A 12,285-nucleotide genomic window follows, 5' to 3' on the forward strand; every position below is an offset into this window, starting at 1 on the left:
ACGAAGATACAAAAAGCAATACAAAGAAACTATCCACTAAATGATGCCGCTCATCAGAATCAATATTTAGTTGTATTTTTTGACTGATAGAGTGCCGCCATGCAAAAAGCGCGGCATCTCTTCATCACAGCATCGAATAGGCCTCTGGGCGTCTCCCTGATCGAACTGCTGGTGGTGATCGCGATGCTGGCGGTCCTGGCATCGATCGCCATTCCGTCGTTTGCCGGTATCGCCCGCCAGTACCGCGTGAGTGCGGCCGTGGACGAATTCATGGCATCGGTCCAACTGGCCCGGGTGGACGCCATGCGCCTGGGCCAAGACATCTTGATCTGGCGCCAAACCTCGTGCGACGTCGCCTTGCCCACCACCGCCGATTGGCATTGTGGGTGGCGCGTGTTTGCCGATCTCAATGGCAATCAACTGCCGGACGCGGCCGAGGCCGAGCTGCAGTCCGTTGCGCTTCCCATCGGCATCCACCTTGTCAAGGCGGCGGGCGGCGGCAGCCCGCAGTACATGACCATCAACCGGTATGGCCAGGTCACTGCCTTAGGCCAACGTTTCGCGGTCTTCCCCGCAGGCATGGACGAACTGAGTGGCCAACTGATCTGCTTCTCCACGGGCACGCGCCTGCGCACGGTCAAGGGTGCAAAAGCCTGCCCTGATCAAGCCAAATGATGGGGAGACCGCACCACCGCCAACGTGGCACCAGCCTGATCGAAGCGCTGGTGGCCCTGCTCGTGCTGGCCCTGGGCGTCATGGGCATGGCGGCGGTTCAAACCCGCGCCCTGACCACGGCCCGCACCACCAATCTGCGAGCGGTGGCCATCCAAGCCGCCGAAGACCTGCAGGACCGCATCCAGGCCAACGCCGACCTGCGGCACATGCCAGCCTTGGTCAACCCGTATGTGACCACCTGGGGCCCCCCACCCGCCACCGGGACGGACTGTTCCTCCGCACCGTGCGGAGGAACACCACTCGCCACCTTCGATCTGATGCAGTGGAAGAAAGAACTGGCCCGAGTTCTGCCCGCGGGCGACGGGCGTGTGTTTGCTTCCACGAAGGACGCCACCCAGCTGGGCATTCTGGTGAGGTGGACGGAAGCCAAGGCCAGAAACGAGGCCCAGGCCGGCAAAGAAGAGGCTGCCCTCTTCCGCCAGGCCGTCGCCGTGCGAGGTGCGGCCGACCAACCGGGCGCTGGCGTGTCGGGCGAGCTTTGCCCTGACACCTTCACCTGCCACCTGATCTTCGTCCGGCCATGACGACATCACGCCAGTCGGGTGCAAGCCTGGTCGAACTCATGATCGCGCTGGCCGTCGGTCTCATGGTGGTGATCGCCGCCATGGGCAGCCTGGTGTACACGCGCACGGCATCGCAGGTGATGGGCGACAGCACGCGCCTGCAACAGGACGCCGCCACCGCTTTTCGTGTCATCGGCCAGGTGGTCCGCCAGGCCGGGGCACGGCGGCTGTTGGACATGCCGGGGAGCACGGTGAGCTTCAATCCGCAGTACAAGGGAATCGAAGTCAACGTGAACACCTGGCAGCCTGCCGCCGTCAAGGGCACGGATGGCGCGCTCAATAGGCCCGACACCTTGGCGCTCGCCCGGGACCACACGCTGGCGTCGGGCGCAGACAAGAAGAGCCCCTTGAACATCGACAACGTCGACTGCCTCGGCCAGCCAACTGCGCCGGGCCAGAACGTCACGAGCACCTTCAGCGTGGACGCCGGTGAACTGAAGTGCAAGGGATCAGGGAGCAGCGAGGGCAGCTACGGCCTCATGGCCAGCGTCGAGGACTTTCAGGTCTGGTACGGGCTTCGGGAGGGCGCTGGCCTGCGCTACACCACCGCCACCGCGTTGAACCAGTTCTCTCCCGCGCCCTGGGACCAGGTCGAGGCCCTGCGAGTCTGCCTGCGCCTCGCGGGCGAGCTCAGCAGCGGGCTGGTCGCAACCACGGTGGGGTGTCAAGGTGAGCCCACGCCGAACGACGGCAGGCTGCGCCGCGTGTTCTTTCGCGTCTTCAAGTTGCGCAACGCCAGCCTATGAACGCTCGCCTGTCCCCATCAACAAACGCTCGCCAACAAGGCATCGCGCTGATTGTCGTGATGGTCATGCTCCTGCTGGCCACCATCGTCGCGCTCAGCAGCACGCGCCTGGGCTGGCTCAACGAACGCATGGTGGGCAGCGAAAGCGATCACCAGCGTGCCTTCGCGGCGGCCGAAGCCCTGATTCGGGATGCAGAACGCGACATCAAAGGCGTACAGGCCGACGCCACCACCCCCTGCCGGGCTGACCCGGCCTTCATTGGCTGTCGGAATTTCGGCGCCGGCGCGCCCTTCTTTCCTCAGGATGTGGCCGATCTCGATCTGCTGCGGGCCCGTCTGAAAGCGAACGCGATCGTTGGTTGCTTGCGAGGCATCTGCCTGCCGGACAGCACCACCACCCTGGGCCGGGAGCAGTGGACCACCAAGCTGGCGGCCATGACGGCCGGAACAGGCGACTCGGCCGTGCCTGCTCGGTACGGCGAATTCACAGGGACCGACCCCGCCTCCAGCGGCAATGCCCTGCTGCACTGGTCCCGCCCAGGCGTGACTCCCGCCGTGGCCGCTCGCGCCTGGTATTGGGTGGAGGTGTTCTTGTACACCGAAGCAGCGGGCATGGCAGCGGCGTCCGGCCATGTGCTGGCGCCGGACATGCACAGCCACCCCTTCGTCTATCGCATCACCGCCTATGTGCAAGGCATGAAGCCAGGCACCCGGGTGTGGTTGCGTTCGATCTACGTGCCTCGCCCGCAAGCCGATCTGGACTGACTTTCCAAAGGTTGCTGAACATGCTCCATGCCCCTCTGCCCCTTGCCTTCATCGCCATCGCCTGCGCCGTTCTGCCCGCGACGCTTCGCGCCGCACCTTTGAACCTGGCGCAGTCACCGGCGGCGCTGGGGCGCGAGCCTGCTCCCAACGTGATCGTGTCCGTCGACGATTCCGGCAGCATGGGATTGGAGGGCATCGCCACGCTCCAGGCCGCCCTGCGGCAAACCTTCTCTGCCGCCAACGTGCCCGATGATCGCGTGCGGTTGGCCTGGCAGTCCATGAACCGCTGTCGCGGAATCCCCAGCGACAGCTTCGATTGCAGAAACCAGAACGGCATGGCTCGGCTCAGCGGCGCACACCGTGCCGACTTCATGAACTGGGTGGATCGATTGACCCACGGCAACAACACGCCTTCGCATCTCATGATCGATGAGGCCGGCAAATACCTGAGCCGGACCGATCTCGGTGTCCATAGCCCATGGGCATCCAACCCTGGCGTGAAAGAAGCACCGCTGCTTTCATGCCGAAAATCGTTCCACATCTTCATGACGGATGGTGCATGGAACTCCGTGCACTACACCTACCACGACACCGCAGGGCCGAACAACACGTACATCGTTCGCGGCGGCAACGCGGACAACACGAAGCTTGTTCTGCCCGATGGTGTTCTTTACGATCCCAGTTCGCCACAGACCCGTCTGTACCGCGACAACTGGGGCACCCCTCAACTCAGCACCTTGTCCGACCTGGCGTTCTACTACTGGTCACGCGACCTCCAACCGGGCCTGGCCAACAACCTGCGGGCAAGCCCCAAGATCCAGTGGCCCAGGCAGAACTTCGGCTCGGCGGGCAAACCGGCGGAACTTGAGGCCTACTGGAATCCGCGCAACGATCCCGCGACATGGCAGCACATGGTGAACTACACCATCGGCTTCAATGATGCCGCCGCCTGGACGGGCCAACCGCTCTGGGGCGGTGACACCTTCAACGGCCTGGCCAGCCTCGTCAACGGCGACATCACCTGGCCCTCTCCGTTCTGCAATGTGTCCGGAAAAGACAATATCCCCTGCGAGGGCGCGTTGTTCCAAACCCGTCAGAACGAACGCAAGGTAGAACTGTGGCACGCCGCTTTGAACAGCCGTGGCCGCTTCATACCTGCCGTCAGTGACACCGCGCTGCTCACTGCCTTCCAAGGCATCCTGGACGACATACTTCACCAGACCTCGCAACCCCTGGTCAGCATCGCGAGCAGCTCCAGCCGTCTGCGGGCCAACGGGCTCGTCTACGTCGCCGGCTTCAACTCCAGCAACTGGAGCGGCACCCTGAGCGCGTACACCATCAACGCATCCACCCATGGCATCGGCAGCACCCCTTCATGGTCCGCGCACCAGTTGCTGGACGCCAGCACACCGGATGCACGGCAGGTGCTCACACACAACGGCAAGGGAGGCGCCGTCTTCACCTGGAACAACCTGAACGAGGCGCAGCAGGCCTCCTTGCGAGGGAGCGACAGCGACATCGAGGGCCAGCGCCGCCTGAACTACCTGCGGGGAGACCGCGCCCATGAAAACGACAAGCCCGGCGGCACGCTGCGCCGCCGCGATTCGCGCCTGGGCGACATTGCCAACGCGAACCTCTGGCAGACCCGGCAGCCCGTGCGCATGGGATTCGAACACCCCGGGCATGCCGACTTCCGAGCCGCGCAGGCGAACCGCCCACCCATGCTCTACGTGGGTGCGAACGATGGCATGCTGCACGGTTTCAGCGCCGAGAACGGCCGCGAACTCATGGCCTATGTGCCGGCCGGGGTCTACGGCCACCTGCGCAGCTATACGCGGCCCGACTACAGCCACCGCTACTTCGTGGATGGGCAGGCCTTCACCGGCGATGTCGATATCAGCGGCAATGACACCACCAGCAACGCGGGCCGGCCCGCCGACTGGCGCACCTACCTGGTCGGGGGCCTGGGCGGTGGCGGCAGGGGCTACTTCGTGCTGGACGTCACCACCCCTCTGGCGGCCACAGCGGCCACCTCCACCTTCAACCCATCGGGTGTTCTGCTGGACCGCAGCTTTCCGGGCAGCGGCCCCGCTCCCGACGAAGCGAGCAAGGACATCGGCCACCTCTACGCACCGCCGGTGGTGAGCGCGATCGATGGCGGCCGCAGCGAGCAGATGGTCAAGCTCAACAACGGCCGCTGGGCGGTGGTGATGGGCAATGGCGTCAACAGCGTCAACGAGCGCCCGGTGCTGCTCATCCAGTACCTGGACGGACCACGAGAACTGCTCAGCATCGTGGCCCATGCCGCCACCCACCAAGGCAATGGCCTGTCCGCGCCTCGCCTGCTCGATGTCAACGGCGACGGCAGGATGGATGTGGCCTATGCCGGCGACCTGCAAGGCAACCTCTGGAAATTCAACCTGACCGACACGGACGCCACGAAATGGGGTGTCACCGACTGGAGCGGCGGTGGCATGCCCTGCAAGAGCGCCTCCTGCACCCCCTTTTTCACGGCCCGCGACGCGGCCTCCCCCGCCAACCTCCAGCCCATCACCACGGCGCCGCTGTGGATGGCCCATCCGCTGGGGGGCGTCCAGATCCTGTTCGGCACCGGCCGCAGCCTGGAGGAGGCCGATCGCGCAAGCGCGAAAGTGCAGACCATCTACTCGGTCTGGGACTTCAGCCAATACACCGTCGACAAGGGGTTGCTGTCCGAAACCACGGACGCGCGCTCCGCGATTCCCGGCCGCAGCGCACTCGTCCAGCAATCCGTCACCGGGGCCGTGACCAGCCGCGCCTCGGGCACCGAGCTGCCAACCCAGTTCTTCGACAGTTCCCGCCGGCCGGTCGCGTACGCCCGAACCAACCCAAGCTCACCGCGCGGCTGGTACATGGACCTGCCCGACGCCGGTGAGCGCGTGTTGGGCAACCCGCAACCGTTCGAGGGCCAGAAGGTGATCGTGACCACCACCGTCCCGGCGCAGGGCAGCAACGAAGAAACCTGCGCGTTCGAACAGGCCCAGGAAGGCGGTGCGATCACCGTCCTCAACATGATCACGGGGCAGCCTGGCAGAGCGCCGGCATTCGCCAGCACCGACGCGTCCATGTCCATGGTCAATGCCTCGCGCGTGCGATTTGGCAGCGGTGAATTCGCCAGCATCCACACATCGGGTGGTGATCTCAACCTGCTGTCTCTCTCCAACACGTCAGGCGACCCAGCCTGCGATCCCACCAAAGCGGCGTGCATCAGGAAGCTGACCTTGACAGCCGGCAAGGTCGCGGGCCGACGCGCGGACTGGCGGGAATTCGAATGAGCACGCGGCCGTCCCCAGGCGTGCGGCGGCCGTCGGCACAACGGGCTTTCACGTTGATCGAAGTCATGATCGTGCTGGTGATCGTCGCCGTGCTCGCCACGATCGCATTGCCGCAATACACCTCGTATGTGCAGCGAACCCACCGGGCCCACGCCCGGGCCGCCCTGCTGCAGGCCGCCCAATGGCTGGAGCGCGCGGCCACCGCGCAGGGCGCCTACCCCGAACGGGCGGCCATTCCCGCCGGCGTGCTGGCGGTGGAAGGCGATCGGTACGCGGTCGGCTTCAAAACGCTGAATGCCAGCGCCTTTGTGCTGCAAGCCACCCCGCGCGCCGCGCAAAGCGCGGACGAATGCGGCGTTTTCGAACTCAGCGAGGCAGGGCTGAGAACCCAGTCTGCCACGGCGCTCGTGGCGGCCCCCTTGTCGGCGCAGGCCTGCTGGAACCGCTAGCGCCCGAGCCCGCCAAAGAGGGCTCCAGGCCCGGTTTCCGAAACCCTGCGAAAATAGCGGGATGTTTACCGGCATCATCACCGGCGTGGGGCGCATCGCCGCCCTCCACGACCTGGGCAGCTCTTTGGACCATGGCAAGCGACTCACCCTCGAGGCGCCGCCTGGCTACCTCGACGACGTCGGTCTGGGCGACAGCATCGCCCTCAACGGCGCCTGCATGACCGTCACCTCGCTGGACCTGCCCCGGCACCACTTCACGATCGACATTTCCGCCGAATCGCTGGCCCGCACCACCGGCCTGGCGCAAGCGGGCCGTCGCATCAACCTGGAGAAGGCGCTGCGCGCCCATGACCGCCTGGGTGGGCACATCGTCGCGGGCCATGTGGACGGCGTGGGCACGGTCACCCGCTTCGCCCGGGTGGGCGAAAGCTGGGAGCTGCGCGTGATGGCGCCCACCGAACTCGGCAAATACCTTGCCTACAAGGGCTCGATCACGGTCAACGGCGTCAGCCTCACCGTCAACGAGGTGGCCGACAGCGCCGCCGGTTGCGAATTCAGCATCAACCTCATCCCCCACACGGTGGACAACACTTCATTGGGCGAGCTGGCCGAGGCAAGCACGGTCAATCTCGAAATCGACACCGTCGCGCGCTATGTCGAGCGCATGCTCAGCGCCGGCACGCACCCCACCAAGGAACCCGCATGAACGCCCCTGAAACCCTTGCCCCGGTGGCCATCTCGCCGGTCGAAGACATCGTCGCCGACATGCGCGCCGGGCGCATCGTCATCCTGGTCGACGAAGAAGACCGCGAAAACGAAGGCGATCTGGTGCTGGCCGCCGACCACGTCACGCCCGAAGCGATCAACTTCATGGCCCGCTTCGGCCGCGGCCTGATCTGCCTCACCCTCACGCGCGAGCGCTGCGAGCGCCTGCGCCTGCCGCCCATGGTGCCGCGCAACGGCACCAAGATGGGCACGGCCTTCACCATCTCCATCGAAGCCGCCGAAGGCGTCACCACCGGCATCTCGGCCGCCGACCGCGCGCGCACCGTGCAGGCCGCCGTGGCGCCCGACGCGCAGGCCGGCGATCTGGTTCAGCCCGGCCACATCTTCCCCCTGCAAGCGGTCGAAGGCGGCGTGCTCATGCGCGCCGGCCACACCGAGGCGGGTTGCGACCTCGCCGCCATGGCCGGTTGCAGCCCCGCGTCGGTGATCTGCGAAATCATGAAGGACGACGGCACCATGGCGCGCCTGCCCGACCTGCAGGTCTTCGCCGCCGAGCATGGTCTGAAGATCGGCACCATCGCCGACCTGATCGAACACCGCAGCCGCACCGAATGCCTGGTCAAGAAGCTGGGCACGCGCAGCATGAACACCGCCTTCGGTGAATTCCAGGTCACGGCCTTCAGCGACCAGCCCAGCGGCGCCCTGCACCTCGCCCTGGTGAAGGGCGAGTGGAAGCCCGAAGACAGCGTGGCCGTGCGCGTGCACGAACCGCTGTCGGTGCTGGACGCGCTGGAAGTCGGCCGCTCCATGCACTCCTGGAGCCTGGAAGCCAGCCTGCGCCACATTGCCCAGGCTGGCGCGGGCGTGGCCGTGCTGCTCAATTGCGGTGAAACCGCCAGCCAGCTGCTGGCCCAGTTCGAAGGCACGGCGCGGTCCGCCCAGGCGCCCGAGCGCGGCCGCATGGACCTGCGCACCTACGGCGTGGGCGCGCAGATCCTGCGCGACTGCGGTGTGCACCGCATGCAGCTCATGGGCAACCCGCGCCGCATGCCCAGCATGACCGGCTACGGCCTCGAGATCACCGGCTACCTCAGCCGCAACGGCTGATTCCTTTCCCCTTCCCTCCTTCATCCCAAGAAACGGACCCCCCACATGTTCGGCGCAGACAAAGGCACCCCCAGCGTGCTCGACGGCAGAAAACTCAGCATCGGCATCGTCCAGGCCCGCTTCAACGAATCCATCACCGACGCCTTGTTCAACGCCTGCCTGGCCGAGCTGCTCGCCCTGGGCGTGCAAGACAAGAACATCGCCCACGTGAAGGTTCCCGGCGCGCTGGAAGTGCCGGTGGCCCTGCAGGCCATGGCCGAGCGCGACGACTTCGACGCGCTGATCGCCCTGGGCTGCATCATCCGCGGCGAGACCTACCACTTCGAACTGGTGGCCAACGAATCGGGCGCCGGTGTCACGCGCCTCTCGCTGGACTACCAGATCCCGATTGCCAACGCCATCCTGACCACCGAAAACCTGGATCAGGCCGTGGCCCGTCAGACCGACAAGGGCCGCGATGCGGCCCGCGTGGCGGTGGAAATGGCGCACCTGCTGCAAGAGATCGGTTGAACACCATGTCCGCTGACACCCCCACCCCGGCCACCGCCAAGAGCGGCGGCACCGCGCGCAAGGCGGCCGACAAGTCCGCCCGCACCCGCGCCCGCGAATTCGCGCTGCAGGGGATCTACCAATATCTGGTGGGCCGAAATGCCGCCGTCGACATCGACACCTTCACACGCGACCTGGCCGGCTTCCACAAGGCCGACAGCGTGCACTTCGACGCCCTGCTGCACGGCTGCATCGCCGAAGCCACGGCGCTGGACGCGCTGATCACGCCGCGCCTGGACCGCCCGCTGGCGGAACTCTCGCCGATCGAACACGGCGTGCTCTGGATCGGTGCCTACGAGTTCCAGCACTGCCTTGACGTGCCCTGGCGCGTGGTGCTCAACGAGTGCATCGAACTGGCGAAGTCCTTCGGCGGCACCGACGGCCACAAATACGTCAATGGTGTGATGCACCAGCTGGCCTCGCAACTGCGCCCCGCGGAAGTGGCCGCATCACCGGCGCCCGCCGCGCGCAAGCCCGCTCCATGAGGATTGCCCAGCGCGCGCAGCGCGTCGAACCGTTCTACGTGATGGAGCTGGCCAAGGCCGCCTCCGCGATGGCGGCCCAGGCCGGCGCCGGCGACCGGTCGATGATCTACCTCAACATCGGCGAACCCGACTTCACCGCGCCGCCGCTGGTCACTGCCGCCGCCGAACGAGCCATCCATGCGGGCCGCAGCCAGTACACGCAGGCCACTGGCCTGCCTTCGCTGCGTGAAGCCATCAGCGGCTGGTACGCCTCGCGCTTTGGCCTGCGCATCGACCCGGCCCGCATCGTGATCACCGCCGGCGCCTCGGCGGCGTTGCAGCTGGCCTGCCTGGCGCTCATCGAAGCCGGCGACGAAGTGCTGATGCCTGACCCGAGCTACCCGTGCAACCGGCAGTTCGTGCAGGCCGCCGAAGGCCGCGCGGTGCTGATCCCCTCCGGCCCCGAACAGCGCTTCCAGCTCAGCGCCGAACAGGTGGAAGTCGCCTGGGGCCAGGCCACGCGCGGTGTCCTGCTGGCCTCGCCCTCCAACCCCACGGGCACCAGCATCGCCCGCGAAGAACTCGAACGCATCGCGCGCTTCGTGCGTGGCCGCGGTGGCATCACCCTGGTGGACGAGATCTACCTCGGCCTGAGCTTCGAAGACGAGTACGGCCACAGCGCGCTGGGCCTGCCCGATGGCCTCGGCGACGAGGTCATCAGCATCAACAGCTTCTCGAAATACTTCAACATGACCGGCTGGCGCCTGGGCTGGCTGGTGCTGCCGCCCGCCCTGGTGCCGGCGGTGGAGCGCCTGGCACAGAACCTGTTCATCTGCGCCAGCACCATCGCGCAACACGCCGCGCTGGCCTGCTTCGAGCCCGACAGCCTGGCCGAGTACGAGCGCCGCCGCGCCGCCTTCAAGGCCCGGCGCGACTTTTTCATCCCCGAACTCAACCGCCTGGGCCTCAACGTGCCCGTGATGCCCGACGGTGCCTTCTACGCCTGGGCCGACGTGCGCGGCCTGTGCGAGCGCTGGGGCATCGCGCCGCAGGGAGCACGGCCCGACGAAGGCGGCAGCTGGGCGCTGGCGTTCGAACTCATGAAGCGCTGCCAGCTGGCCACCACGCCGGGGCGCGATTTCGGCCAGGCCGAGCCTGGCCGATACCTGCGCTTCTCCACCGCCAACTCGATGGCCCAGCTCCAGGAAGCCGTGGCCCGCCTGGAGCAGGCCCTGTGAGCGAGCAGCCCCCCTTCACCTGGCCGGTGCGCGTGTATTGGGAAGACACCGATGCTGGCGGCATCGTCTTCTATGCCAACTACCTCAAGTTCTTCGAACGCGCCCGCACCGAGTGGCTGCGCCACCTGGGCCTGGGACAGCAAGCCTTGCGCGAGGAAGTCGGCGGCATGTTCGTCGTGAGCGAAACGCAGGTGCAATACCACCGCCCGGCCCGGCTCGATGATTTGCTTCTCGTTACAGCCCACGTGCGGGAAGCGGGCCGGGCCTCCCTGACAATCGAGCAGCGCGCGCTCCTGAAGCCCCAGTTGGCCAGCGACCCGCCCACGTTGCTGTGCGAGGGCAGCATCCGGATCGGGTGGGTCGATGCCCGCAGCCTGCGCCCCCAGCGCATCCCGGCCCAGGTGCTCGACGCGCTGCAAGGAACGGCTTGACGAGACCGGCCCCCGAAACTTTTTTCCCATCCACCGCCTCCGAACACCCATGACCCAAGATCTCTCCATCGTTCAATTGATGCTCAACGCGAGCTGGGTGGTCCAGGCCGTCGTGGCGCTGCTGGTGGTGGTTTCGGTGGTGAGCTGGGCCGCCATCTTCCGCAAGGTGTTCGCCCTGAGGCGCGTGCGCAGCTACAACGAAGACTTCGAACGCGAATTCTGGTCGGGCACCAACCTCAACGACCTGTATGCCTCCGCCGCCCAGAACGCCAAGCACGGCGGCCCGATGGAACGCATCTTCGCCAGCGGCATGCGCGAGTACCAGAAACTGCGCGAGCGCCGCATCACCGACAGCGGCGCCCTGCTCGACGGCGCGCGGCGCGCCATGCGGGCCAGCTTCCAGCGCGAGCTCGACGCCCTGGAAACCAACCTTTCCTTCCTCGGTTCGGTCGGCTCGGTCTCGCCCTATGTGGGCCTGTTCGGCACCGTCTGGGGCATCATGCATGCCTTCACCGGCTTGGCCGCGCTGGCCCAGGTGACCCTGGCCACGGTGGCCCCCGGCATCGCCGAAGCCCTGGTGGCCACCGCCATCGGCCTCTTCGCCGCCATCCCGGCGGTGGTGTTCTACAACCGCTTCTCGCACGACATCGACCGCGTGGCCAACGCCATGGAGACCTTCATGGAAGAGTTCTCCAACATCCTGCAGCGCAACCTCGGCGTGCACACCCAGACGCCGTCGGGACACTGACATGCCAGCCGTTTCCTCCCGCGGCCGGGGCCGTCGCACCATCAACGAAATCAACATGGTGCCCTTCATCGACGTGATGCTGGTGCTGCTGATCATCTTCATGGTCACCGCGCCGCTGATCACGCCGAGCCAGATCGCCCTGCCCAGCGTGGGCCAGGCGGGGCGCCAGCCCGACCGCTTCGTGGCCGTGGTGATCGACAAGGACGAACAGATCAAGGTGCGCGAAGGCTCCTCCAGCGCCGAACCGCAACCGGTCTCCATGGGTCAATTGGTCGCGCGCGTGCAGCAGCTGCAGGCCAGCCGGGGCAGCCCACCCGAAGGCGGCGTGCCGGTCGTGATCAGCGCCGACAAGAACGTCAAGTACGAAGCCGTTGTTCGCGTGATGGATACCTTGCAGCGTGCGGGCATTGCGCGCGTCGGCCTCTCCGTGCAAACCTCGCGCTGAGCCCCA

At 66.5% G+C, this 12,285-nt stretch carries 14 protein-coding genes; all 14 read left to right on the top strand.

The features are described 5' to 3' along the window. The first annotated feature begins 99 nt into the window (after nt 1-99). Complete coding sequence (locus ACODTB_RS11435) at nt 100-675, top strand: GspH/FimT family pseudopilin (RefSeq protein ID WP_291112147.1); 576 nt, start codon at nt 100-102, stop codon at nt 673-675. Beyond that, nucleotides 672-1,259, top strand: coding sequence for a type IV pilus modification protein PilV (pilV, locus tag ACODTB_RS11440; RefSeq protein ID WP_488929348.1), 588 nt, complete (start codon nt 672-674; stop codon nt 1,257-1,259). Before ACODTB_RS11435 ends, pilV begins: the two co-directional genes overlap by 4 nt. Then, nucleotides 1,256-2,044 (top strand): PilW family protein, encoded by a 789-nt coding sequence (locus tag ACODTB_RS11445; protein ID WP_291112141.1) that lies wholly within the window; start codon nt 1,256-1,258, stop codon nt 2,042-2,044. The genes pilV and ACODTB_RS11445 overlap by 4 nt, the downstream gene beginning before the upstream one ends. Next, nucleotides 2,041-2,808 (top strand): pilus assembly PilX family protein, encoded by a 768-nt coding sequence (locus tag ACODTB_RS11450; RefSeq protein WP_291112138.1) that lies wholly within the window; start codon nt 2,041-2,043, stop codon nt 2,806-2,808. The genes ACODTB_RS11445 and ACODTB_RS11450 overlap by 4 nt, the downstream gene beginning before the upstream one ends. After that, nucleotides 2,760-6,122 (top strand): pilus assembly protein, encoded by a 3,363-nt coding sequence (locus ACODTB_RS11455; protein WP_488929349.1) that lies wholly within the window; start codon nt 2,760-2,762, stop codon nt 6,120-6,122. The genes ACODTB_RS11450 and ACODTB_RS11455 overlap by 49 nt, the downstream gene beginning before the upstream one ends. Beyond that, entirely contained in the window at nt 6,119-6,571 is a 453-nt protein-coding gene (locus ACODTB_RS11460) for a type IV pilin protein (protein WP_291112136.1), read from the top strand. Before ACODTB_RS11455 ends, ACODTB_RS11460 begins: the two co-directional genes overlap by 4 nt. Nucleotides 6,572-6,632: 61 nt before the next feature. Then, entirely contained in the window at nt 6,633-7,277 is a 645-nt protein-coding gene (locus tag ACODTB_RS11465) for a riboflavin synthase (RefSeq protein WP_291112134.1), read from the top strand. Next, nucleotides 7,274-8,404: a bifunctional 3,4-dihydroxy-2-butanone-4-phosphate synthase/GTP cyclohydrolase II gene (gene ribBA, locus ACODTB_RS11470; RefSeq protein WP_291112133.1), complete on the top strand. Its 1,131-nt coding sequence runs from the start codon at nt 7,274-7,276 to the stop codon at nt 8,402-8,404. The genes ACODTB_RS11465 and ribBA overlap by 4 nt, the downstream gene beginning before the upstream one ends. Nucleotides 8,405-8,449: 45 nt before the next feature. After that, nucleotides 8,450-8,914, top strand: coding sequence for a 6,7-dimethyl-8-ribityllumazine synthase (ribH, locus tag ACODTB_RS11475; protein ID WP_291112129.1), 465 nt, complete (start codon nt 8,450-8,452; stop codon nt 8,912-8,914). A gap of 5 nt (nt 8,915-8,919) precedes the next feature. Then, nucleotides 8,920-9,438 carry a transcription antitermination factor NusB gene (gene nusB, locus ACODTB_RS11480; RefSeq protein WP_291112128.1) on the top strand — a complete coding sequence of 173 codons (519 nt, stop codon included), beginning with the start codon at nt 8,920-8,922 and terminating at the stop codon, nt 9,436-9,438. Then, nucleotides 9,435-10,655 carry a pyridoxal phosphate-dependent aminotransferase gene (locus ACODTB_RS11485; protein WP_291112126.1) on the top strand — a complete coding sequence of 407 codons (1,221 nt, stop codon included), beginning with the start codon at nt 9,435-9,437 and terminating at the stop codon, nt 10,653-10,655. Before nusB ends, ACODTB_RS11485 begins: the two co-directional genes overlap by 4 nt. Continuing rightward, on the top strand, nt 10,652-11,086 hold the full coding sequence (gene ybgC / locus ACODTB_RS11490) for a tol-pal system-associated acyl-CoA thioesterase (RefSeq protein WP_291112123.1): 435 nt from the start codon (nt 10,652-10,654) through the stop codon (nt 11,084-11,086). The genes ACODTB_RS11485 and ybgC overlap by 4 nt, the downstream gene beginning before the upstream one ends. A 49-nt stretch (nt 11,087-11,135) precedes the next feature. Next, nucleotides 11,136-11,834 (top strand): protein TolQ, encoded by a 699-nt coding sequence (tolQ, locus tag ACODTB_RS11495; RefSeq protein ID WP_291112121.1) that lies wholly within the window; start codon nt 11,136-11,138, stop codon nt 11,832-11,834. Nucleotide 11,835: 1 nt separating this feature from the next. Beyond that, entirely contained in the window at nt 11,836-12,279 is a 444-nt protein-coding gene (locus tag ACODTB_RS11500) for an ExbD/TolR family protein (protein ID WP_291112118.1), read from the top strand. Nucleotides 12,280-12,285 lie beyond the last annotated feature (6 nt).

The organism is Hydrogenophaga sp. FG152 (genome assembly GCF_057809615.1).

What these genes read in the sequence shown, in the direction of transcription:
- ACODTB_RS11435 (WP_291112147.1), top strand. Translation starts at nt 100, where the DNA reads ATGCAAAAAGCGCGGCATCTCTTCATCACAGCATCGAATAGGCCTCTG.
- pilV (WP_488929348.1), top strand. Translation starts at nt 672, where the DNA reads ATGATGGGGAGACCGCACCACCGCCAACGTGGCACCAGCCTGATCGAA.
- ACODTB_RS11445 (WP_291112141.1), top strand. Translation starts at nt 1,256, where the DNA reads ATGACGACATCACGCCAGTCGGGTGCAAGCCTGGTCGAACTCATGATC.
- ACODTB_RS11450 (WP_291112138.1), top strand. Translation starts at nt 2,041, where the DNA reads ATGAACGCTCGCCTGTCCCCATCAACAAACGCTCGCCAACAAGGCATC.
- ACODTB_RS11460 (WP_291112136.1), top strand. Translation starts at nt 6,119, where the DNA reads ATGAGCACGCGGCCGTCCCCAGGCGTGCGGCGGCCGTCGGCACAACGG.
- ACODTB_RS11465 (WP_291112134.1), top strand. Translation starts at nt 6,633, where the DNA reads ATGTTTACCGGCATCATCACCGGCGTGGGGCGCATCGCCGCCCTCCAC.
- ribBA (WP_291112133.1), top strand. Translation starts at nt 7,274, where the DNA reads ATGAACGCCCCTGAAACCCTTGCCCCGGTGGCCATCTCGCCGGTCGAA.
- ribH (WP_291112129.1), top strand. Translation starts at nt 8,450, where the DNA reads ATGTTCGGCGCAGACAAAGGCACCCCCAGCGTGCTCGACGGCAGAAAA.
- nusB (WP_291112128.1), top strand. Translation starts at nt 8,920, where the DNA reads ATGTCCGCTGACACCCCCACCCCGGCCACCGCCAAGAGCGGCGGCACC.
- ACODTB_RS11485 (WP_291112126.1), top strand. Translation starts at nt 9,435, where the DNA reads ATGAGGATTGCCCAGCGCGCGCAGCGCGTCGAACCGTTCTACGTGATG.
- tolQ (WP_291112121.1), top strand. Translation starts at nt 11,136, where the DNA reads ATGACCCAAGATCTCTCCATCGTTCAATTGATGCTCAACGCGAGCTGG.
- ACODTB_RS11500 (WP_291112118.1), top strand. Translation starts at nt 11,836, where the DNA reads ATGCCAGCCGTTTCCTCCCGCGGCCGGGGCCGTCGCACCATCAACGAA.